We start from the raw sequence: 22,955 nt of genomic DNA, 5'->3' as shown, positions 1-22,955 counted from the left end.
ATCCATTTTTTGTCGCATCGAAGCTAGTCATCGGGTGCGCAAATCGTGTAGGAGGTCGCGTGCTCGAAGACGCGTGGCGCATGATGAGCGGATGATGATGGGTGGATACGGACTGCAGTTCACGACTGCTACCGCGCTGGCATTGTTGGCGACGCCGGTGGTGCGCGCCGCCGCCGCACGCTTCGGTGCGGTCGACGTACCGGGTGATCGCCGCGTGCATCGCAACAATGTCCCGCGCCTCGGCGGGTTGGCGGTGGTGGCAGCGATGCTGGCAGCGCTCGCAATCGGCGCCGCTGCCGGCGGCATCAAGCCATTTGGCGAACTTCCGCAGTTGCTGTGGCTGTTGGCGGGCACGCTCTGCGTGGTCACCGTCGGCGTCATCGATGACGTCCGCGGTCTCGGGCCGTGGCCGAAGCTGGCGGTCGAGATCGTTGCTGGGTTGATGGCGCTCGCCGGCGGCTATGGATTTAGTGCCGTGACCAACCCGTTCACCGGCGGCTACATCGCGCTGAGCGTGTTCGGCACTCCTATCACGCTGCTGTGGATCGTCGGCATCACCAACGCAGTCAATCTCATCGATGGGCTCGACGGACTCGCGGCCGGCGTTGGCGTGATCGCCGCCGTGACGTTGATCGTGGTCGCGCAAATGCAGGAACGGCCGGAGGCTGGACTGCTCGCGGCGACGTTGGCCGGGGCGTTGGTCGGTTTCCTGGTCTACAACTTTCATCCGGCGTCGATTTTTCTCGGCGACTCCGGGGCACTGGTTGTTGGCTTTCTTCTCTCCGTGTTGTCGATCCAGGCGCAAGGGAAAGGTAGCACGATTGTCGTCGTGTTGGCCCCGCTGCTGGTACTCGGTCTTCCGATCATCGAAACCGGATTGTCGATGCTGCGGCGCTTCTCCGCCGCGGGAGCGGCGGGCATCTTCCGGGCCGATCAGGAGCACATTCATCACCGGTTGCTTCGTCGCGGGTTGAGCCAGCGCCGCGCCGTGCTGTTGCTCTATGCGGTGTCCGTGCTCTTGAGCGTGCTGGCCTATCTCGCCATCGTGATCGGTGGTCGAGGCAATGCGCTGCTGGTGGCCGGCGTGGTCGTGGCCATTTACGCTGCGGTGCGCAAGTTGGGCTACGGAGTGCGTTCGTGAGCCGCCGCGAGCGGGTCACGACCGGCGCGCTGGCGCTGGCCGCGGTTGCGTTCGTGGCGTGGGTGCGGCTCTTGCCGCTCGCGCTGCAGGCGGTTCCAGAGAACGTCAAAGGGCAGTTGCGCTACCACGCCGATGACGGCCGCGACTACACTTGCCTGGGCGACTACGACAGCTACGCGTGGCTGTCCGACGCGCGTACCTATTTGCGCACCGGCGCTACCTGCGAGAAGGGGACCGACGGCAAATGCCACGACGGATACTCCAACGCGCCGGTCGGGCGGCGGACGATGTACAATCACTCGGCACACTTCACTGCGATTGTAGCAGTGCAACGTATCCTGACCTGGTTCGACGCTGGCTTCCCGCTGCCGGCGAGTTCGTTTCTCGTGCAAGCGATTGTGGGCGCCCTAGGGGTGCTGCCGGCGTTCTGCCTGGGCCGACGGCTCGCTGGCAATCTCGCCGGCGTGGCGGCCGCGGTGGTCATCGGCGCCAACCCCGTGTTTCTCGAGCGCAGCCTGGGAAGCGACAACGACGTGTGGAATGTCATTCTGCCGTTGTGGATGTTTGCCGCGGCCGGCGCCGCTTTGGCTGCCACCGGCTGGCGACGGGCGATGTACGTGTTGGCCGCGGCGCTCGCTGCCGGCTTGCACCTCGCCACTTGGCGCGGATGGTTTTTCACCTACATGGTGCTGCTGGCGGGGTTGGCGGCTTACGTCCTCCTGGTGGCCGCGCAGGCGTTGCTCGACCGTCGCCGCGCGGCCGCGGCGTACGCGCTGCGGCTTCGCACCGCGTTGATCGTGTCCGGCATGTTCTATCTTGCAACGGGAGCGGCGGCGTGGATGAACGGATCGCTCAAGGGGTACCTGCGCGCTCCGGGGATTGTCGCGGAGTTCATGGTTCGAGAGGCCCCCGAGTCATCGGCTCGAGGAGCGCCGACTCGGTACTGGCCGGATGTCTTTGTGACCGTCGGCGAACTTCGTGGGACAAACTTGAGCAGCGTCGCCGACGGGCTCGGCGGCCGCGCGTACTTCGCCCTCGGTTGTCTCGGCCTCTTGTTGCTGGCGCTACCGCGTTCCGACTGGAAGCGCTGGCAACTCGCCATATTCATCGGTGGGAGTTGCCTCTATGGCTATCTCGCCTTGATGTCCGACGTCGGCCGACTCGTGTTGATCGCGATGCTGGCGATGCCGCTGGGGCTGGCGCTCGGTCTGCACGTCGTAACCGCCGACGACGCCAGCGACCGCGGTGCCGGTGTGATCGTCATCGCCTGGTTTCTGAGCGCGCTATTCCAAGCCCACAGCGGCCTGCGCTTCGTGATGTTGCTGGTGCCGCCGTTCGGTATCGCGTTCGGCGTACTGCTCGGCCGCTTGCAGCAGTGGCTCCGTGACGCGGCCGCGCGTCTGGTCCCTGCCTCTGCGCGAGTCGCCGGCGGCGTGGCCTTCATCGCGCTCGCCGGGACGTTGGTGTTGCCCGTGCAGCGCGGCTATGCCGTGGCGAGCAACTACGTGCCTCGCATCAACGCCGCGTGGTGGGAGGCCCTGCGGAGGATCCGCGACGAAACGTCGTCGTCCGCGATCGTCACCACGTGGTGGGACTACGGCTACTGGGTGAAGTTCGTCGCCGAGCGCCGGGGCAGCGCCGACGGCGGATCGCTGATGACGCATATCCCGCACTGGATAGCGCGAGCGTTTTTGGCGCCGACCGAGCGCGAAGCGATCGGGCTGTTGCGCATGTTGGATTGCGGCTCGGATGCGACGCCGGATGATGAAGGCGACGCCGGCGCCTACGGCCGCTTGCTGGCAGCCGGCGTCGATGAGGTGACCGCGCACGGGGTCATCCTTCAACTCGCGAGCATGGATCGCTCTGCTGCGCAGCAGTATCTCGCTAAGCGCGGCATCGAGTCCGCAGCCAGCGCCCGCATTCTGGCAGCCTCGCACTGTTCGCCGCCGCCGGCGTATCTCGTGCTCAGCTCCGAACTGATCGATCAGCCGGCGTGGCGACATCTGGGGAGCTGGGATGTCGAGCGCGCCTACATTGCCACACACGCGCGCGACCTCCCGCTGCCGGCCGCGGTCGCAGACTTGATGCAGCGCTTCGGTCATTCTCGAGCGGATGCGACGCGACTCTATTTGCAAGCGACCGCGTTGCAGTCCGAAGCCGCGGTGCGCAACTTCATCGGCCCGGCGACCGGCTACGTCGACCCAAACTGGAAGCCGTGCCGGGCCCCGAGCGAGGCCGGCGACGTGATCTGCCCAGTCGACGTGCCGCTCGATCGCGGCACGACCGTGCTCGACGAGTTTCGCTACCACATCGACGCGCCGGCAAACGGCCGACTCCTGCTGCATCGCACGGACAGTGGCAGCGCGTCACACCGCATCGATAGCGTGCCCGCCAGCATTGTGATCGCGGGCGCCGATCACCTCGACGAGGTGTCGCCCGCAAGCGCCACGGATGCTCGGCTGGGCGTCCTGCTCGATCTCGTCAATCAGCGTGTGCTCATTGGTCCGCCGTACTTGCTGCGTTCGACGTTCACCCATCTGGTCTACCTCGACGGCCGCTACGCGCAGTTCTTTGAGAAGTTCGACGAGCGCATCGGCTACAAGGGCGAGCGCGTCGTGACCTGGAAGATCAACTGGCCGGACCCGTAGAGCTGAGGTGGAGCAGCGCTTCACAATCGGCGACCAGGCGCGCCGCGGCGTCCGCGTGAGCGAGGCTGCCGACGCGATTCGCCGCCGCCGCCCACGCGTCAGCGTTCTGCAACAGCGTGACGATGGGTTCCGCCAACGCTTCGACCTGCCAGGTTGACTCCGCGACGCAGCGCAGCCCGGCCGCGCGCGCGAAGGCTGCGGCGTTGCGCGCCTGGTGGTTGGCCGCGGCACTCGCCAGCGGTACCAGCAGCGCTGGCAAGGCGGCAGCCGCCAACTCCGCAAGCGTGCCGGCGCCCGCACAGGTTACCGCGAAGTCGGCCCACGCGTAGGCGGCGCCGATGTCGTCGATGAATGACACGACCGTCGCCGTCGCCCCGGTCGCCGCGTACAACGCTTGCACGGGCTCGATTGGCCAATCGCCGGCCTGGTGCAGCACCTCGATCGCCACCGCGCGCTGCGCGAGGCGCGCCACCAGTTCGGGCACACGCCCGTTCAGGAATCGCGAACCGCCGGAGCCACCGGTTACCAGCAATCGCCGCGGGCGACTGGCGGAGAACGCGTCGCGCGATCGCTGCGCATTCGCGAACTCCGCGCGTAGCGGCATTCCGATCACGACAGCGCGGCGCGGTGGAAATGCGCGGCTCGCGTCTGCGAAGGCGAGGTACACGCGGTCGACGAGATGCCCGAGTAGTCGATTGGTCAACCCGGGTACGACGTTTGCCTCGTGAATCGCGGTGCGCATGCCCAGCATGCGCGCCGCGAGAATGGTACCGGCTGAAACGTAGCCGCCAAAGCCGATGACCAACTCGGTCCGTTGGGTTTGCAAGAGACGACGTGCGGCGCGTGCGCCGGCCAGCAGATCGCGGGCGGCGCGCACTACACCGCGCAGACCAACGCCGTACAGCGGCGAGCCTGGGACCACTGCGAGTCGATAGCCGTGAGCGGGTACCAGCCGCGTCTCCCAACCATCGGCGGTGCCGATGAAAAGCAGGTCGACATCGGGCCGTGCTTGCCGATACGCGTCGGCAAGCGCCAGCGCTGGGTAGACATGCCCCGCCGTGCCGCCGGCGACGATGGCGACGCGTCGCCTGACTAGCTCGCCTGCTTCAGAATCGGTATGAGCCACGTACGTCGTGCTCATGTCGTCCACCCCTCATCCTCGCGTTGCCATCGTTGTGCTCGGCGAATTCGAGCGCAGCCCGCGCATGCAGTACCACGCCGATGCGTTGGCAACCAGTTCGGCTGAGGTTGATGTGATCGCGTACTCTAGCGAGCGCCACGACTGCGCGAGCCCGCACGTGCGGCTCCACCGCTTGCGAGACCTGCCAGGCGCCACGTCAACGCATCTCCCTCGCCCGCTATTTCTCCTGTGCGCGATGCTGCGTGCGCTGCACCAGAGCGGGCAGTTACTCTATCGACTACTCGTGTTGCCAAAACCGGACGTCATCCTGGTGCAGAATCCGCCGGCGATGCCGACGCTGCTCGTCGCCGTGTTGGCCGCGCGGCTGCGTGCGGCGAAGTTGATCATCGACTGGCACAACTTCGGATACACGATGCTCGGGCTGCGGCTCGGCCACACTCATCCGATGGTTCGGCTGGCGCGCGGATACGAGTTCGCCATCGGCCGGCGCGCTGATGTGCACCTGTGTGTCTCGCGCGCGATGCTAAACGCGCTGCGCGAGCGCGGCATCGCTGCGACGGTGCTCTACGACTGCCCGGCAGAGCGGTTTACGCCGACGCCGGTCGAAGCGCGGCGCGACCACTTTCACCGCCTGTGCGTCGCCGGCATCGTCGATGTCCCGTTCGAAGAGCCGCAGCGTCCAGGCATCGTCGTCAGCGCGACGAGTTGGACCGCTGACGAGGACTTCGATCTGTTGCTCGACGCGCTGCGCCTTTGCGACGAACGGCTGTGCACGACCGCCGCACGACTGATGATCCTCATCACCGGCGAGGGCCCACTGCGCGCGCGCTTCGACGCGGCCATTGCACGGCTGACGTTGCGAGCAATTCAGATTCGCACGCTGTGGCTCGCGCCCGATGACTACGCTCGGCTGTTGGGGTCTGCCGACTTAGGTGTGTCGTTGCACCGTTCGTCATCGGGCGTCGACCTACCGATGAAGATCGCCGACATGTTCGGCGCCGGCTTGCCGGTGTGCGCGTTCGACTACGGCGCGTGCGTGACGGAGCAAGTCCAGGATGGTGAAACCGGCTTGTTGTTTTCGAGCGGAGCGCAGCTGGCACAGCAGCTCTTCGAGCTGTTCAGCGAGCATCCGCGCCACACGCCACAGCTTGATCGCCTGCGGCAGAATGTGCGGGCGATGCCGCCGCGGCGCTGGATCGATGCGTGGAACGTTGCGGCGAAGCCGCTGTTCTTCGATGGCGACTAGCCCTGATGTGGCATGAACGGATTCACCGCAGAGTACGCCGAGAGCGCCGAGCATGGAGTGGGAGACCACGAAGGAGGTCACACGGAAGTCCATTGCAAATGAGGTTGTCGAACATGCTCGAATACTCTCGTGTTGACGCTTTCTCTGCGATCTCCGCGTCCTCGGCGGTGAGTCTTTTGTCTCATCAGGGCTCGCACGTGGAGTTGTTGACGCGGTTGTGGTCAGGGATGTCGGCGTTTGCGGATACACCTGCGGGCTTGATAGCAGACCGGTAGTGACCGATTGCCGCAGCCCCGAGATCCGAGATCGCTAGGCATGTTCAACACGTTGCGCAAGTGCTTGCTCTTTCTGCCATCGGCACTGCGCTGGCGTTGGGTCGCCGTGGTGCCGCTGGTGGTATCGGCGGCGGCATTGGAGGCGCTCGGCGCCGCCGCGGTGTTTCTCCTGATCAAGCTGATCGGTGATCCGCTCCACCCGCCGTCGTTCGTGTTCGCGGGATTGATTTACCGGATTCTTCCGGCCGGCGACGCGCGCGCGATCGTCTTGTGGGCCACGGTGCTGGTGGCGCTGTTCTATGTGGTGAAGAACGCGTTCCTGGCATTCGTCGTCGCCATCGAGAGCCGAGTCGTCACCGATTCGGTCACGCAATTGGCCAGTGACATGCTGCGCGGGTACTTGTCGCTACCGATGGCGTTTCATTTCCAACGCAACTCCGCCGAATTGATTCGCCATACGGCGGACGGTACCGACGTGGTCTTTCGCCAGGTCATGACTGCCGCGGTGGCGATCGTCACCGAGATGCTGATCACCCTGGCGATCGTGTCGGTCCTGATGAGCACGGCGCCGGTGTCGACGCTGATCGCCATCGTCATGCTGTTCTCGCTGCTGGCCGGACTGTTGCGCCTGACACGACGAGTGCTGACGCGCTGGAGTCGGCAGGAGCATGATCTCAAGCGCGAGACGTTGCAGACCCTGCAACAGACGTTCGGGGCGCTGAAGGAAGTCAAGCTGCGCGGCGGCGACGCGTTTTTTCACGGCCTGTACTCTGCGCAGCATCGCACGCTCAGCCGTCTCCGCCATCGTTACATCACACTCAACGATTCGCTGCGCTTGCTGATTGAGACCGTGTTCGTGTGCGGCATGCTGTTGCTGATCACGCTGGTGAACTCGCGCAGCGTGGCGGGGCCTGACATCGTGCCGCTGCTGGGGTTGTACGCGTATGCCGGCTTCCGCGTCATCCCTTCCGTCAATCGCGTGCTGCTGCATCTCAACACGATCCGCTGGGGTTCGGTGGCGGTGGAGAAGCTGTACGACGACTTTGTCACGTTTCGTCGCGTCGTGGCCGCACCCGCGAGCACCGACGGTGTCGCTGACCTTTCGTTTAGCGATCGCATCGAGTTGGCCGGCGTCTCATACATCTACGCTGGGGCCGCGACCCCCGCGGCGCAGGCGATCGATCTGGTCATCAGCCGCGGCGAATCGATCGGGATTGTCGGCCCGACCGGCGCCGGCAAGAGCACGTTGGTTGACATGATCCTGGGCTTCCTGCAGCCGGCGACCGGGCATGTCACCGTGGATGGCTGTGATATCTTTGCGCGCAATGCGTACTTGCGCGGGTGGCAGCGGCGCATCGGCTACGTGCCGCAAGCCGTCTACCTCATCGACGATACGCTGCGTCGCAACATCGCCTTTGCCTTGCCCGAGCGAGGCATTGACGATGTCAAACTCTCCGCCGCGGTTCGTCTGGCGCAGTTGGAGGAGTTCGTCGCCGGCCTTCCGCAGGGCCTCGAGACGGTGGTGGGCGAGCGTGGCGTCCGTCTCTCCGGCGGCGAGCGCCAGCGCGTAGCGATTGCGCGCGCGCTCTACCATCAACCCGAGCTGTTGGTGTTCGACGAGGCGACTTCGGCGCTCGATCTGCAAACCGAGCGTGAGCTGACGCGCGCGATCGACGAGCTGCACGGCAAGAAGACGCTGATCATCATCGCCCATCGCCTGAGCACGGTGCACAACTGCGATCGCCTGGTGTTCCTGCGCAATGGTCGCATCGCGGGGATTGGATCGTTCGACGAACTGCTGGCCGGCAACGCTGAGTTCCAGAACATGGTCCGCACCGGTAGCGAGGCGGTGACGCCGTGAACGAATCTAGAAGTCCCGCACGAGTTCCCGCACTCGGGCGATGAACCGCTCGACCGAGAACACATCGGCGCGCGATGACAGATGCGTCCGCAGCGCCTCTTGCCGGCTGGGGTCATCGAGGGTGGCGACGATCTTGGTGACCGCATCGTCGACGCTGTTGTAAAGGAGGCGCGGATCGCGGTCGACGATCTCCACCTGCCCGCCGCCGTCCGGAACGAACACGACACAACCCGCGCGCACCATCTCTCCGATGGCCATCCCGAAGTGCTCCTCTTGCATGCCGTGGATGCCGTAACGATGTTCGGCCAACCGCTGATTCAACTCGGCGCGCGACGGATTCTCATCGAGGAATAGCCAGGCCGCATTGTCACGCACGCGGCGTCGGATGTGATCCAAATAGGGAGGCTCGGTGGTGGACCCGATGAGGTGCAAGTGTACGTCGTGTCCGGCCTGGCGAACTCCGGCGACGATGTCGATCACGCGGTCCAATTCCTTGCTGGGCGACAGGCGCCCGACGCACACGAAGCCGTTCTCGCGCGCGGACCACGATAGCTGCGTGTTACCACCGACCACCGGCGGATACAGCGTGGTGCTCGCGAGGCCGTGACGTTCGTACACCTTCGACCCGGTCCAGTCGGAGTTGACTAAGGTGAGGTTGCGTTTCATACGTTCGGAGGAGAAATCGGCGATCCGCAGGCAGCGCTTGTAGTACCACCGCAGCAAGGCGGCCGAGCGTTGGTACCAGCGCAATGAGCCCTCGGGTTCTGCGAAGAAGACCCACGGAAAGTGGACGTACTGAATGCCGGGCGTGCCGAGATCGGCCTCGTTGTGCGTGGAGATGAGCAGGTCGTACGAATGGCTGATCTGTTTACCCCGCCGCCACAACAGACAAATGCGAAGCAAGTTGAGGCGGAAGGGAATACGATCAAGCACAAGGCGCCACCACAAGGGCGGGCGCAGCACCGCGAAGTCGCCGTGGCCGAGCGCCGTGCCGTAGTAGCGATTGATCGGCTCGGGGTCGAGCGGCTCCCACATCAGCACCGCGAGGTCGTGTTCCTGCTTCAGCGCTTCAATCATCCACGCGGCGACCCCTCTGCCACCGCCCCGCGGCTGCAGCGATGGCATGACGAACAAGATCTTCCGCGTTATCGATTCGGTCGTGGCCATGGGAGCGATAAGTACAAACTTCTCCTTGCCAGGGTTTTGACTTCGCTCCCGCTCCTTGTCAAAGCCGGGTCGGCCGTGCAACATCGCGCAACAGTTCGAATGACTCGACGGTTCACCATAGCATCACAGACCCTGCTGCTCGCGGCTCTGGTGCTGGCTATTGCCAGCGCCCAAACTTACGGGCAAAGCGCCGCCGCCGCGTTTGACGCGTGTGTCGGCGACTGTGATGGCAATGGCCAGGTGACGGTCGAGGAGTTGGTGGCGGGTGTGAACATCGCGCTCGACAGCCTGCCGCTCGACACCTGCCCGGGGTTCGATAGCGACGACGATGGGCGGGTATCGATCGACGAAATCGTGCGCGCGGTGGGCTACGCGCTGAACCGCTGCCCGGTGAAAGCCACGCCCACGTTCACAGCGACAGAAGCGGTGTTGACCGAAACGCCGACCGCGACCGCAACCGCAACAGTGCCGCCCTTGCCGACTCCGACCGAGACGCCGATTCCGACCGTGCCGGTTCATTTCTGCGATCTTCCCGGCTCGGTTCAGACGACGGCAAACGGTCTGGTCGTCATCCCTGGCGGCCCGGCGAGCGCGCCGGATCTGCGGTTCCTGCATCTGCCCGTCGGTTTCTGCGCGCACTTTTTCGCCAACATCGGCAACACGCGGCAATTGCGCTTCGCTCCAGGCGGCGAACTGTTCGTCGCATCACCCACGGCGGTCACGACTGGAGGTGGACCCAGAGGTCTGAGGTCGATCATGGTTCTCCCCGACGATGATCACGATGGCGTGGCGGACACGCCGCTGACGTTTATGAGCGGACTCCCTTCGACACAAGGCCTGCTCTTCACCGGCGGGTTCTTGTACTACCAGCGTGGGACGAAGATTATGCGCGTGCCCTACGCGACGGGCGATCGTACGCCGTCGGGTAGCAGCGAGCAGGTTGCCGACATCACCATCTACAGCTCCCAGCTGCATTGGCCGAAGACGCTCGACGTCGCCGACGACGGCACCATCTACGTCGGCAACGGCGGCGAACAGGGAGAGACCTGCACGATCATGCACCCTTTCCGTGGAGGCATCCTCAAGCTCGACGGTTCTCCCGGCGGCACGCCGGTCGCCAAGGGTTTCCGCAACCCCATCTCGGTGCGCTGCTCGCGCGGTCACAACCTGTGCTTCGCAGTGGAACTCGCGCGGGACTATTCGGCCACGCAGGACGGGCGCGAAAAGCTGGTGCCGATCCGGCCGGGCGACGATTGGGGACACCCATGTTGCGCCACCAAGGACGTACCGTATCCGGACATCGCTCCGGTGCCGAACTGTTCCGCGGTCGCATCCGAGAACAACTCGTTCGTCATCGGGCACACGCCCTTCGATTTGGATTTCGAGACCGGGCAATGGCCCGCGCCATGGAATCAGCGCGTGTACGTTCCGCTCCATGGTGCGTATGGGACCTGGGATGGCGCGCGCGTGGTCGCCATCGAGTTGGATCCGGCAACCGGCCAGCTATTGCCTGGATCAGACCTCGGCGGTGAATCGAGTGGTTCCATGTTGGACTTCGCGACCGGTTGGGCTGGCGGCCCGCTGTTGCACGGCCGCCCGGCCGTCGTGGCGTTTGCGAGCGACGGCCGTCTCTTCTTAGGCAACGACAACAACGGCGACATCATCTGGATCGCGCCGATGGGGTTGTGATGGATTTACTGGCGAGGCGCAGTCCGTGGCGGCTGTCGTTTGACCTGGCACGGGAAAGTGAAAAGGTCCTTCAGGAGCAGAGCAGCAGCGACAACCCGGACGTGAAGCGTAAGAAATCCGGAGGCTCCAGTGACTCAACGTGACCGAGAAGCACGGTCGCATGGTGTTCGTCAGCAGGCGACGCACCAGGTTCAATTCTCGCGGTCTCTTTTCGCGATATCACTCCTCTCGTTGTATGCAGACACGTCCAGATGCCGCCGCTCTCGTACGGACTCGAGGCACTTGGACAACACAAACGTGGGACCTAGGCTCTCGCGGGGAGATCGTGTGTTCTTGACCCTCGCGCCCTTGACCGGGAGCACCATCCTGTTGCAGTCATACCGAGAAAACGCGTTTCCTCAACCTACCGACGGACCGATTTTCGGGGGCAGGTCAGCCTTAGTCACTTGGTTAACCCGAGGATTTTCTTTGCGCGGAAGTACCGCGCAGCGTCCCAGGTCGGGAGACCATTCCTCCAGTAGCCCGCGGGTGTGCGATTTGTGAATTCACGGAATTTTTCGAGGTCCCAATCGTAAAGGTGAGTCGCGGTCCGCAATTGGTGCAATAGATCAGTTGCGGGTGGCTGTTCGATCATCGCGCGCAAAACCTGCTCTTGGGTGTGTGTCAATTGACCATGGGTCTCGAAGATTCGATCAAAGTCTTTCCGTGCTTTGCCCTTTATTCGTATCCAGCCCGATACGGTTAGGCTGAAGATCGGCGCATCATCAATTCGATTGCGCGGCTCGCGTTGAACCAGATCAAAACTAGCAAGTTCCTTCTCCAGTGCATCCAGATACTCAAGGCGCTTTTGGCGGTCGTGGGAGTCAAAGAAAAAACGATTCTCGGTCGAGACGAAGCGTTGTCCTTCCTCCGTCTCAATGTAGAACAAACCCGACGGTTCAACGGAATCGAGGAGTTCCTCAGCGCAGTCACTCAAGATACCGGCCCGTTTACGGGCAAAAGCAGTGATCCCATCTTGATTGCGTGAAAGCGTTAGACCAAGGGTCGCAATCACCAATGCCGCGACGCCAGAAAGCAGCCCAACAAGGATCTGGCCAGCGGTTCCAGTCACAATGGCAACCACGGCAGTCACTGCGGCAAGCCCCCAAAGCCTCTTGACGACCACTCCAAATACCGCTGCTGCGACACGGCCCCATAGCCATCGCCTGATTCGCTCTACCGGCTTGTCCATGCCGTCGATTTTAGCGCGACACGACTGATCCGGAAAGCTGTCGAACCTGTACGCGTCAAGAGCCGTGAAGTCGCGAGTCGCGCGACGGACGTGCGCGGCGAGCGCGAAGATTTGATCGGAGGCTCGCAAGATTCTTTGGCACCAAAGTTGGCACCAAATCACTGATTAGCCGGCGAAGCGTCGTGAGGCAAAAGCAAAACCCTCCGATTTCTCAGGGGCATTCCCAAGTGGGCCGCGTTGTCCGCAGCGTCGCGCGGAGTGATTTCCGCTCGCTGCGATTGCACTTGTCGTACGGTTCCATCCGCGCCCGTCCGCTTCCTTGTTGGCGGCTTGGCTGTCAGCGTGGCTGTCAATTCGAAGATCCTCCGACGCGCGGAATCGTGCCCTTCACGGGAGAGCTTCGACTTGGCGGTAGAGTTCGTAGACGGCACCCTCGGTTGCCTGAAGCAAGGACGCCGACGCGAACGCTTTGGAGATACCGAAGGCGCCCAACTCTTTACGAACAGGCGTCGCTGAACACTCGAGGGAAGGTGCGTCGCTAGCTACTAGCGGCGTGCGTCGTCGACCTCGATCTCGTGCTGCCATTGATGAGCTTGCACGACGTTGGGCATCATGCGGTCTACCTCGGCATTGGCGCCCATGTAGGGCTTGCACGCGAGCGCAAAGTCCTCTCCGGCCCGATTGGCCCCAAAGATTCGGCGCGCGACACTCCCCTTACTGCCGTGTATCACGGCATCAAAGGCGGCGGTGAACAACTCCAACGCTTCCTTGCATGGCTGCGAGACGGCAACTTCGTAGGATGTGTCGGCGACTACGTAGGGGGTGCTGTGTGTGGTGTCCGAGAGGACGTTGCGCATCGCGCGGGCTACCTTGGCATTGCCGCCCACGCAGGGCTTGCACGCGAGCATGAAGTCCGAGCGCCGACTGGCCGCGAAGGCCAGGCGCTCTCTTGCACGAGTTTCTTCAATAATCCCCGGTGGGTTGCTGACTTTACTGTCGCGTACCGCTCAACCCAAAAGGCGGCGGTGAACAACTCCAACGCTTCGTCGCATTGCTGTGAGACGGCCACTTCGTAGGATGTGTCACTGGATTTGCTGGGCGCATGCATCGCAGTAACGAGGCTTGTCCCTAGATTGTTCGACGGTTTAGGGCCGCCCGGATCAAAGAAGCAATAGAATACGATAGGGAGGCCGACTAAAACGGATAGGAAAATCGCGCCCGGAAACTGCTTGATCCAGTTGATCCACTGTTTTCCTCTCGCCATCGGTCTTCTCCCCATCTCTGCCGCCGACCGCACTCAATTGACAGTACCAGATGGCGACCTTCGGCGACAAACGACAGAGGGGTGGACGAGGCAGGCGAGTCGATTCGATCACCTCGTTGGAGACTCGGCCATGATCATAGCGCCCGCGACCCCGTTTCGGACCGCGCAACTCGGGCATGCGAAGCCGATAACGACGTTGCAATAGCACTCGCATCTTCCGCACGCGGACTCGCACCGATTCGTTGACGGGCTCGCTGCCGGCTCGAAAATTCTTTGGCACCAGTTGGCACCAAACGACCGTTGAGCCGGTGAAGCACCGCGCGGCAAAAGAAAAAGCCCCCGATTGCTCAGGGGCTTTCCCGAGTGGGCCGCGAGTGACTCGAACACTCGACCCGCTGATTAAGAGTCAGCTGCTCTAGCCAACTGAGCTAGCGGCCCGTACGACGACGCGCAGCACTCTCACCATACCCGCGAACGCAACTCAAGTGGCTGCGCGGAGCGGTTACTGAAAAAAGGGTGAGCGAAGGGTTTCGAACCCTCAACCCCTGGAGCCACAGTCCAGTGCTCTACCATTGAGCTACGCCCACCATACTTCCCCCCGTGCGCGCGATCACCGCACCAGCCTCTCAAGCAGACGCGCCAGTCCGGATTCGAACCGGAGACCTACGGCTTAGAAGGCCGTTGCTCTATCCACCTGAGCTACTGGCGCCCGTACGTCGCACATCGATCGTGCTCTGGTGCGATGCCGTGGCCACACGTCGTCCGAATCGAAGTCGGGGTGAGAGGATTTGAACCTCCGACCCCCTGCGCCCAAGGCAGGTGCGCTACCAGGCTGCGCCACACCCCGTTCACATCGGCAGCGTCGTATGACCCGTGGTGCTCCTCGTGCTCGATCGATCACGGAACTCGCACGCTGCGTGGCTGTAACAGAGGGAATACTTGAAATCAACTTACTCGCCGCGCAGAAAGCGCTCCAAACGTGGACGCAACACGGCACAGGCGCGGGCGCGATGACTGAGGGCGTGCTTCTGCGACAACGGCAGCTCGGCGAAGGTACGCCCGAGTGCCGGCACGAGGAAAACCGGATCGTAGCCGAACCCGCCGCTGCCGGCCGGTTGCGGCGCGATCAGGCCCTCGCACGATCCGTCCGCCGTCAACACGCCCCCATCGGGCCGCGCCACGACGATCGTACAGCGGAAGCGCGCGGTGCGCGCGGTTGCAGGCACGTCGCGCAGGGCGGCGAGCAACTTGGCGATGTTGCGCTGATCGTCGGCGGGTTCGCCCGCAAAGCGGGCCGACCGCACACCGGGACTGCCGGCGAGTGCGTCGACTTCGAGACCCGAATCGTCGGCGAGTGCTGGCAACCCAAGGTGTCGGCACACCACCTCGGCCTTCGCCAGGGCATTCTCGCGATACGTCGAAGCGTCCTCGGGAATTTCCGGAATCGCGGCGAACTCGCGGAGCGAAAGCAGAGTGATAGCGAGACCAGCGAGCAGATCCTGGAACTCGGCGACCTTGCCTGCGTTGCGAGTCGCGAATATCAACCGCGGCGCTTCAGGCACGAGCCAACCCTGATGTGACATGAACGGATTCACCGCAGAGCGCGCCGAGAGCGCCGAGCCAATGAGCGGGAGACCACGAAGAAGCCAAACGAAAGTCCATCGCCAATGAGGTTAACGAAAATGGCTGGAATACTCTCCGTGGCGACGCTCTCTCTGCGATCTCCGCGTCCTCGGCGGTGAGTTTTCTGTCACATCTTGGCTAGCAGGTCCGCTTGCGCGCGGGTCAACTGAGTGATCGCTGCCCACGCGAGCTCCGCCATGTGATCCAGTTGCACCTTGCTGAATGGATTGTGCTCCGCGGTACCTTGGACCTCGACGTACTGGCCACCCTGGGTCATGACGAAGTTCATGTCGACGGCCGCGCGGCTGTCTTCGTCGTAACGAAGGTCGACCAGCACCTCACTACCGACGACGCCGACACTGATCGCTGCGACCGCTTCGCGGAGCGCCCCGTTCCCACTCTTGCCCTGCGCTGCAAGCTTGCGCACGGCAAGTGCCAGCGCGACGTACGCACCGGTGATCGAGGCCGTGCGGGTTCCTCCGTCGGCTTGAATCACATCGCAATCAATCCAGACCGTGCGCTCGCCCAGCTTGGTCATGTCGGTGACGGCGCGCAGGCTGCGGCCGATGAGCCGCTGGATCTCGTGGGTTCGGCCGCCGATTCGCCCGCGGGTCACCTCGCGCTCGATGCGCGTATCGCCCGATCCCGGCAGCATGCCGTACTCCGCCGTCACCCAGCCGCGTCCGCTGTCCCGCAAGAATTGCGGAACCTTGTCTTCGATCGTCGCGGTACAAATCACGCGGGTCTCGCCCATTTCGATCAACACCGAACCGTCGGTGCTGCGAATGAATCCTGGCGTCATCACCACCGGGCGAATTTCGTCGGCCCGTCTCCCATCAGATCGCATTTCGCCTCCTGCCGCCCGGCCTCCATACCAAACAACCCCATACGGCGCAGCGCACTCTGGCCGCAGAGATAAAAAATTGTCGTCCGGTTGGGCGCTGCTCTTGTAATCGGCCCCTCTTGCTGTTAATTTTTTGTCACTTTGTCTGTGAGGTATTAGGGACAACGATGGACGCGTTTACGATCAAGGGCAACCACCCGGTGATGGAAAAGCTCCTGAGCATTGCGCACCGGGTCGCCACCACCGACTCGACGGTAATGATCTCGGGGGAGAGCGGCACAGGCAAGGAACTGGTCGCACGCTACATTCACGCCAACAGCAAACGCGCCAGCAATCCGTTCATCGCCGTCAACTGTGGAGCCATTCCACCAGAGTTGCTCGAGTCGGAGATGTTCGGTCACGAGCGCGGGGCATTCACCGGGGCAATCGGCACCCGCATGGGCATGTTTCAACTGGCCAACGGCGGGACGATTTTTCTCGACGAGATCGGTGAGATGACCTCCCAGCTCCAAGTGAAGCTGCTGCGGGTGCTGCAGGACCGCGAGATCAGGCCGGTGGGCGCCGATCGCACCGTTAAGGTCGACGTTCGCGTGGTCGCCGCCACCAATCGCGAGCTCTCCGTCGAGGTCGAGAAGGGGCGCTTCCGCGAGGATCTCTTCTACCGCCTCCAAGTTATTCCGCTCCTCATTCCACCGTTGCGCGAGCGGCGTTCAGACATCCCGATCTTGGTGCAGCACTTCCTCGAAAAGCACAATGCGAAGCGGCAAGGGTCGGCCGCGCCGGTTCGGGTTTCGGACGAGGCTCTGGTGCACCTGTGGGAATACGATTGGCCCGGCAATGTGCGGGAGTTGGAGAATCTGGTCGAACGCCTGGTGATCTTGAGCGATGACGGCATCATCCACATTCAACAGCTGCCGCCCAACATTCGCTCGTTCATTTCGGAGAAGAAAATTCCGCGCCCGACGCTGACAGAGGAAGGGATCGATCTGAACCAAGCCGTGGAGGAATTCGAGTACCGTCTCATCGATGAGGCGCTGCGCCGCACCAAGGGTAACAAACAGGCCGCGGCTCGACTCCTCGGCCTCAAGCGTACCACCCTCGTCGCCAAGCTACGCCGCAAAGGCAGCGGTGGGGATGCCGCGGAAGGCTACTTGATCTAAAGGACGGCGATGGGAAAACCAGTCATGCAAGAAGAAGCGATTCAGGCGCCCAAGGGGCGGGTGCTCATCGTCGATGACGACCCACACGCATTGGAGATTTTGTCACGACTGTTGGGGCGTGAAGGCTACGAGTGCCAAACCGTCGACAGCGGGCAGGGCTGCCTTGATGCCCTGGCGCGGCAACCAGCCGACGTCATCGTGCTCGACGTCATGATGCCGAATATGGATGGCCTGCAGGTGTGCGAGCACCTACGCGCCAGTGACGCGACGCGCGCCATCCCAGTGATTCTGCTGACCGCCAAGGACGACATGGAAACGCGTCAGCGGGGCATGGCCCTGGGCGTCAGCGAGTACCTCACCAAGCCACTCAACAAGCAGGAACTGTTCACGCGCATCCGCGCCCAGGTGCACTCGCGCGAACTTGAGCGGCGGCTCACCAAAACCGAAGAATCCGTCGCCGGCAAAAAGAAGGCCTGACCGCTTCAAGCCGCGATGCGAAAGTCTGCTCAAAGACTCTGGTTAGTTACCGCGCTCGTCGTCGGAGTGATCGCCGCGCCCGTTGGCGGCAGCGCCGTCGATCGTCGTAGCGAGCAGGCCCTCCCGAATGGACCCGCGCGGCCGACGCTCGACTCGACCCCGCCCGCGATCAAACTTCCAGGCGTGCCGGGTGTCAGCCTGGCGCCACCGCGCCCCAACCCGTTGCGCGTGCCGGGTAAGATTCGACTGCTGGTGGTGGCTCCGCACCCCGACGACGAAACACTGGGCGCTGGCGGCCTGATGCAACGGGTGATCGCACTCGGCGGCACAGTACGAGTGGTTTTCGTTACGAACGGCGACGGCTTTCGCAGCGCCGTGGTCGCGGAAAACAAACACGTCAAGGTTTCAGGTCGAGACTTTCGCGCCTACGGTGAGCGCCGCCATCACGAAGCGCTGCGCGCCGTTGAAGTCCTTGGTGGCAAGCAGATCGGCAGCACGTTCTTCGGCTTTCCCGATGACGGGATCGATGATCTCTGGAGCGACAACTGGCCGGAGAGCCGCCCCTATCGGTCACCATTCACCGAATCGGATCGCCCGCCCTACGAGGAGAGCCCGCGGCAAGGCATCGAGTACTCGGGGGTCGACCTCAAGCGCGAGCTGCGCGATCTGCTCCGCGATTTCGTGCCCGACTGGGTGGCGATTCCCGATCCGCGCGATCGCCATCCCGATCACTGTACCACCGGTGGCTTCGTGCTCGACGCGCTACGCGAGTTGCGCGAGGCGCAGATCGCTCCATTCACGCATACTGAGGTGCTGACCTACCTCGTTCACTACCCAGAGTACCCAGGCAACCCGCTCTGGCAGGTCGCGGTCAACCGCGCCGGCATCGGCGGCTCGAGTGCTGGGCACGAGAGCCTCTCGCATACCGCCTGGCTGCGGCTCGATCTGACCCCTGACGAGGTCGCCCACAAGCGCGACGCGCTCGGCCGGTACCGCTCGCAAGTGCAAGCCATGGACCGTTTCCTTGGGCTGTTCGTGCGGTCTGACGAAGTGTTCGGTCATCTCAACGGCAGCCAGATCTCGACGTTGCCGATCGAGTATGCGCGCCGTTGGCGTCCGCACCGAGCGCCGTAACGCCGCGGCCGCGCGCCGCGCAAGCCTCGCCAAGACTTGCCAGGACTCGTAAGGCTCGCCGTGTCGCTGCGCAACATCCGCATCGTCCTGCATCGCCCGCGTGGCGCCATCAACGTTGGCGCCGTCGCCCGCGTTATTGGGAACACGGGACTCGGCGACTTGGTCGTCGTTCGCGCGAAGCCACTGCGATCGACTTGGGTGCGCAAAATGGCCGCCCACGCCGGCGGGGTTGTCGATCACATGCGGCAGTGCGTCACACTCGCCGACGCGATCGCTGATTGCGCGTTGGTGATCGGAACGACCTGCCGCGCCGGCGGCTATCGTGAGGTGACGCACGCGCCGCACGCACTAGCGCCGGCGATCGTCGCACGCGCGCAGACCCAACCCGTTGCTCTCGTGTTCGGCCCCGAGGACCACGGCCTCAGCAACGCCGATGTCAAACTCTGCCACCAGCTGATCACGATCCCATCCGCGGCCGACTATCCGTCCCTCAATCTGGCGCAAGCGGTCATGGTGTGCGGCTACGAATTGTTCGTCGCCGCGCAGGAGACGCTGACTGAGCCGATGCTGCCAGCGATTGCAACGACGGCGGCGATGGAGGACATGTATGAACGGCTGCAGGCCGCGCTGCTGGCGATCGGGTTCCTCCATCCGGAAAATCCCGAGCACATCATGTTTTCTCTGCGGCGCCTGTTCGGGCGCGTCGGGATCGACGAACGCGAGATGCGTATTCTGCTCGGCCTGGCGCGACAGATCGAGTGGTACGGCTACGATGGGTGGCGCGTGATGCACGACAAGGCCGCGGGCAGGGATCGGCCGGCGTGATGGCCGAGATCATCGCGTTTACTGATATCGTCGCCGCCCGCCGGCGTGCCCACTCTCAGGCATGCACGCAGGCGTGCATCGATCTCATCGAGGTGAACCTGCGGCTGGCGTTGGAGCACTTCGCCGTTGCCGATCGTTCAGAACGCGCGCTGCGGGCGCGCCGCATCCGCGTGCTCAGTGAGCTGCTAGAGTACGCGCTGCACGTGCAGTGATCTGCCGGAGTGCCGGGAGCTGACTCGTGCGCAGCCCCGGATGTGCGGCGTGCACGGCTTCGGAGCGTATGCCCAGTCGTGCGCACATCGCCTCACCGCCGCGGAGCCACCCGCGCAGAATCTGCCGCAACCACTCCGTGCTTATGGTCGGCACGATCTGGTTCGCGATCAGATGATCTCGCAATGCTACCAACGACCACTCAGCCCGCGCCAGCCCCAGCGTTCGCGGCGAGCAGGCGGCGTACGCGCAGATGCGTGCGCGGACGTCAGCGGTGAACCGCACTCGGCCACCGCGCCGTGGCACGCGTTCGAGCGCGGGCACGCCGCCCGCTGCAAATCGACGCACCCAGCGCCGCACCGTGTTGACGGTGACACCAAGGTCCAGAGCGATGGCCTTGGCCAAAGAACCGTCCGCCGCCGCCAACACGATCACCGCGCGCCGGCCAATGTCACGGTCGCCGGCGAGCCGTCGCAATGCCAGCTGAGCCGTTCGATCCAGCGCGATGCGGTCTGTCGCCGGCGGCGGCCACCCGGGCGGGCGGCCACCGGTTCGCGCGAGCAGTTGCCGCAGCCCTTCGACGCTGATGTCGTGCACGATCTCCATACGTATGACGTGAGCGCGCAGCTTTTGCAGCGACCAGGTTGCAAATGCTTCGCTGCGGGCGCCGGGAGGCTGGCTGGCGATGGCCCGGATCGTCGCAACCGTCGCGTCGGTGAACTTCGCCGGGTGCGTACGTCCCGAATTGGCGTGCCATAACCCGACGGGCCCGCGCGCGCGGTAGCGGGCCACCCAGCGACGCACCGTGTCGCGATGCACGCCCAGGCGATGCGCGATCAGCCAGTTTGGCAAGCCTTGACGGCGAAGCAGGATCATGTGCGCGCGCCGCTGCTGGGCGTGGCGCCCGTATTCGACCCACTCGTGCAGCTGCGCAAGATCCCGTGCTCCACTCGACGCAATTCGATCTCCCATTGCGACCCCTTTCTGGGGCGCGGTCCTCCGCAACCCCCGTGCCGCGAGAGCGCACTTGGCCACACGCCGTGCGCGCGGGCTTCGCGGAGAGGCAGTGGGCGTCGGACCTGTCCGCGAGCGCCCGCCCTGGGCGCTGGAACCCGTGCGGGCCGCTTGGGCCAAGTGCTCGCGCTGGTTGCAAGCCGTACTCGGGGCTGGTGTACTGCCGCTCCATGCAATCGCGCACTCGACGCACTGCGGCGCGCGCGCTTGTGCTGGCCTGGTCGGTTCAGTGGGTTGCCACGCCGGCGCTGGCGTCAGACGAGAGCGAGCGGGAGCTCGGGCGCAAGTTCGCGCTGCAAGCGCAGGCGCAGTTGCCTTTGATCACCGACGTCGAAGTGGTCAACTACGTCAGCCGCATGGGGCAACGCATCGTGGCAAATCTGGATGGCGATCCATTCGACTACACCTTCGCGGTCGTGCGCGATCCCAAGATCAATGCGTTCGCTGTCCCCGGGGGCTACGTGTACGTGCACTCCGGGCTGCTCACGCGTGCGGTCACCGACGACGAGGTGGCGGGCGTACTCGGCCACGAGATCGCCCACGTGCACGCGCATCATCTCGCGCGCGAGCAGGACGCAACCCGATTCATGAACTACGCGACGCTGTTCGGCTTGCTGCTGTCGATTGTGCAGCCGGCCATCGGCGCCGGTGCGGTGGCCGCCAGCGCCGCCGCGCAACTCAAGTACCACCGCGAGTTCGAACAAGAAGCCGACTACCTCGGCGTGCGCTACATGCAGCACGCGGGCTTCGATCCGAAGGGCATGCTCGACTTCTACAAGACGATGGCCGACGAGCAGCGCGTCTCGCCCACCTTTGCGCCGCCGTATTTGCAAACCCATCCGCTCAACGACGATCGCCTCACGCATCTCGAAGCGATCCTGCGCACGCAGCAGTGGGACAAGACGCCACGCCGGCCGAAGTCGGCGGCGCTCGCCCGCGTGCAGGCCTTGCTACACGCCAAGACCGAGGTGCCGAACGACGTGCTCCGGGTCTATCGCCGGCAGGTCGACGAGCATCCCGACGATCCGCAAGCACGCTATCTGCTTGGGGTCGTGTTTCTCGAAACCGGCGCCTTCGACGCCGCACGCCAGACGCTCGAACAGGCGCGCGACATGGGCTGGACTGCGGCTAATCGAGAACTCGGCCGCACTTGGCTGCGCCTGCGCGAGCCGAGCAAGGCGCGATTGCTGTTGGCCGCAGCGGTCGAAACCAACCCCGACGATGCCGGCGCGCACCACGAACTGGCCAAGGCGTTCGAAGCGATGGGAGATAGCTCGTCCGCGCTACGCGAATACGAACGCGCCTTCACGCTGGCGCCCGGACTCGACGAAGCCCACTACAACTTCGGCATCCTCGCCGGCCGCGCCGGCCGCGAGGCCGACGGCTACTTCCACCTCGCCGAAGCCCTGCGCTTGCGCGGCGAGTACGACAAGGCAGTCAAGCAATATGAGAAAGTGCTGCCGCTGCTCGAATCGACGAGTCCGCGCGCGGAATATGTGCGCAACCAGATCGAGGAACTCAGCGAATTCATCCGGCACAGCCGCAGTCGGCATTGACGCGCGTGGTCAGTCCATCGAAGAGAGAGACGACCGCCGATTCACGCCGATGCGGAATTGGACCCAACAGCGCTTGATCACGTAACATCTATCGCTGCGATTCGCCTAGCGCCAGTGTTCACGCGCCGCGGACGGAACGCGACGCTACGCTTTGCCCGAACGGCCTCGCGGCCGCGGGCGGGTGGAGCGCCTTGCCCGGCCTTGCCGCTTCGGTGATAGTCCCAACCGCATTCGTACCTGTTCGCTGGACAAACCTCCTTCGGTTTCCAGCCGTGTTCGTGATCGCTCCAAGATGGCCTGGAACGTTGGATTGATGCTCAGCAGCATGCTTTCTGCATCGTGCTGGTCAGCGGGGACGATCGCTGCGACCACCTGCCCGTGGTCCGTGAGCAGCAACGGCATATCGCAGCCAGGCTGGATGTGCGGGGCCAAGGCAGAAACCTCGGATA

General features: G+C 64.0%; 18 protein-coding genes and 4 tRNA genes. 11 read left to right on the top strand and 11 right to left on the bottom strand.

The window, feature by feature from the left end; translation table 11 throughout:
• The first annotated feature begins 91 nt into the window (after positions 1–91).
• Entirely contained in the window at positions 92–1,141 is a 1,050-nt protein-coding gene (locus tag HYR72_00590) for an undecaprenyl/decaprenyl-phosphate alpha-N-acetylglucosaminyl 1-phosphate transferase (GenBank protein ID MBI1813452.1), read from the top strand.
• Positions 1,138–3,789 carry a hypothetical protein gene (locus HYR72_00585; protein ID MBI1813451.1) on the top strand — a complete coding sequence of 884 codons (2,652 nt, stop codon included), beginning with the start codon at positions 1,138–1,140 and terminating at the stop codon, positions 3,787–3,789. Before HYR72_00590 ends, HYR72_00585 begins: the two co-directional genes overlap by 4 nt.
• Here HYR72_00585 and murG read toward each other — a convergent pair.
• On the bottom strand, positions 3,770–4,930 hold the full coding sequence (gene murG / locus HYR72_00580; GenBank protein ID MBI1813450.1) for an undecaprenyldiphospho-muramoylpentapeptide beta-N-acetylglucosaminyltransferase: 1,161 nt from the start codon (positions 4,928–4,930) through the stop codon (positions 3,770–3,772). The genes HYR72_00585 and murG overlap by 20 nt on opposite strands.
• Here murG and HYR72_00575 point away from each other — a divergent pair.
• Complete coding sequence (locus HYR72_00575; protein ID MBI1813449.1) at positions 4,929–6,176, top strand: glycosyltransferase; 1,248 nt, start codon at positions 4,929–4,931, stop codon at positions 6,174–6,176. The two genes, murG and HYR72_00575, sit on opposite strands and share 2 nt — an antisense overlap.
• Before the next feature lie 315 nt (positions 6,177–6,491).
• A complete protein-coding gene (locus HYR72_00570) occupies positions 6,492–8,312 on the top strand; it encodes an ABC transporter ATP-binding protein (protein MBI1813448.1) in 1,821 nt (606 codons plus the stop codon).
• Positions 8,313–8,318: 6 nt separating this feature from the next.
• Here the strand turns inward: HYR72_00570 and HYR72_00565 are convergent, their stop codons facing one another.
• Positions 8,319–9,479 (bottom strand): glycosyltransferase family 4 protein, encoded by a 1,161-nt coding sequence (locus HYR72_00565; protein ID MBI1813447.1) that lies wholly within the window; start codon positions 9,477–9,479, stop codon positions 8,319–8,321.
• 99 nt (positions 9,480–9,578) lie between these two features.
• Between HYR72_00565 and HYR72_00560 the strand changes: the two genes are divergently transcribed.
• Positions 9,579–11,168, top strand: a complete 1,590-nt coding sequence (locus HYR72_00560; protein MBI1813446.1) for a hypothetical protein — start codon at positions 9,579–9,581, stop codon at positions 11,166–11,168.
• Positions 11,169–11,610: 442 nt separating this feature from the next.
• On the opposite strand, the gene HYR72_00555 is transcribed toward HYR72_00560, so the two are convergent.
• The 8 genes from HYR72_00555 to rph all read right to left on the bottom strand — a co-directional run bounded on the left by HYR72_00555 (position 11,611) and on the right by rph (position 16,133).
• On the bottom strand, positions 11,611–12,399 hold the full coding sequence (locus HYR72_00555) for a hypothetical protein (protein ID MBI1813445.1): 789 nt from the start codon (positions 12,397–12,399) through the stop codon (positions 11,611–11,613).
• A gap of 545 nt (positions 12,400–12,944) precedes the next feature.
• Positions 12,945–13,256 (bottom strand): hypothetical protein, encoded by a 312-nt coding sequence (locus HYR72_00550; GenBank protein MBI1813444.1) that lies wholly within the window; start codon positions 13,254–13,256, stop codon positions 12,945–12,947.
• Positions 13,257–14,027: 771 nt separating this feature from the next.
• Positions 14,028–14,101 (bottom strand) — tRNA-Lys (locus tag HYR72_00545).
• 77 nt (positions 14,102–14,178) lie between these two features.
• Positions 14,179–14,250: transfer RNA gene (locus HYR72_00540), tRNA-His, on the bottom strand.
• Between the two features lie 48 nt (positions 14,251–14,298).
• Positions 14,299–14,372, bottom strand: a tRNA-Arg gene (locus tag HYR72_00535).
• A gap of 64 nt (positions 14,373–14,436) precedes the next feature.
• A tRNA-Pro gene (locus HYR72_00530) sits at positions 14,437–14,510 on the bottom strand.
• A 103-nt stretch (positions 14,511–14,613) separates the two neighbouring features.
• Positions 14,614–15,246, bottom strand: coding sequence for an XTP/dITP diphosphatase (locus HYR72_00525; GenBank protein MBI1813443.1), 633 nt, complete (start codon positions 15,244–15,246; stop codon positions 14,614–14,616).
• A gap of 167 nt (positions 15,247–15,413) precedes the next feature.
• Complete coding sequence (gene rph, locus HYR72_00520; protein ID MBI1813442.1) at positions 15,414–16,133, bottom strand: ribonuclease PH; 720 nt, start codon at positions 16,131–16,133, stop codon at positions 15,414–15,416.
• 164 nt (positions 16,134–16,297) lie between these two features.
• Between rph and HYR72_00515 the strand changes: the two genes are divergently transcribed.
• The 5 genes from HYR72_00515 to HYR72_00495 are packed head-to-tail and all read left to right on the top strand — an operon-like array spanning position 16,298 to position 19,938.
• Positions 16,298–17,290 carry a sigma-54-dependent Fis family transcriptional regulator gene (locus HYR72_00515; protein ID MBI1813441.1) on the top strand — a complete coding sequence of 331 codons (993 nt, stop codon included), beginning with the start codon at positions 16,298–16,300 and terminating at the stop codon, positions 17,288–17,290.
• A gap of 9 nt (positions 17,291–17,299) precedes the next feature.
• Complete coding sequence (locus HYR72_00510; protein MBI1813440.1) at positions 17,300–17,767, top strand: response regulator; 468 nt, start codon at positions 17,300–17,302, stop codon at positions 17,765–17,767.
• A 15-nt stretch (positions 17,768–17,782) separates the two neighbouring features.
• The gene (locus tag HYR72_00505) at positions 17,783–18,901 is read left to right on the top strand and encodes a PIG-L family deacetylase (protein MBI1813439.1); all 1,119 of its coding nucleotides are present in this window, start codon (positions 17,783–17,785) and stop codon (positions 18,899–18,901) included.
• A gap of 60 nt (positions 18,902–18,961) precedes the next feature.
• Positions 18,962–19,726 (top strand): RNA methyltransferase, encoded by a 765-nt coding sequence (locus HYR72_00500; protein ID MBI1813438.1) that lies wholly within the window; start codon positions 18,962–18,964, stop codon positions 19,724–19,726.
• Positions 19,723–19,938, top strand: coding sequence for a hypothetical protein (locus tag HYR72_00495; protein ID MBI1813437.1), 216 nt, complete (start codon positions 19,723–19,725; stop codon positions 19,936–19,938). Before HYR72_00500 ends, HYR72_00495 begins: the two co-directional genes overlap by 4 nt.
• Here HYR72_00495 and HYR72_00490 read toward each other — a convergent pair.
• Positions 19,901–20,908 carry a helix-turn-helix domain-containing protein gene (locus HYR72_00490; GenBank protein ID MBI1813436.1) on the bottom strand — a complete coding sequence of 336 codons (1,008 nt, stop codon included), beginning with the start codon at positions 20,906–20,908 and terminating at the stop codon, positions 19,901–19,903. The two genes, HYR72_00495 and HYR72_00490, sit on opposite strands and share 38 nt — an antisense overlap.
• 212 nt (positions 20,909–21,120) lie before the next feature.
• Between HYR72_00490 and HYR72_00485 the strand changes: the two genes are divergently transcribed.
• Positions 21,121–22,506, top strand: a complete 1,386-nt coding sequence (locus tag HYR72_00485; protein MBI1813435.1) for a M48 family metalloprotease — start codon at positions 21,121–21,123, stop codon at positions 22,504–22,506.
• The last annotated feature ends 449 nt before the right edge of the window (positions 22,507–22,955 follow it).

The organism is Deltaproteobacteria bacterium (assembly GCA_016178705.1).
Taxonomy (GTDB): domain Bacteria; phylum Desulfobacterota; class Binatia; order HRBIN30; family JACQVA1; genus JACOST01.
The sequence above is the reverse complement of the archived record's forward strand: the minus strand, read 5'-3'. Positions and strand labels throughout refer to the sequence as shown.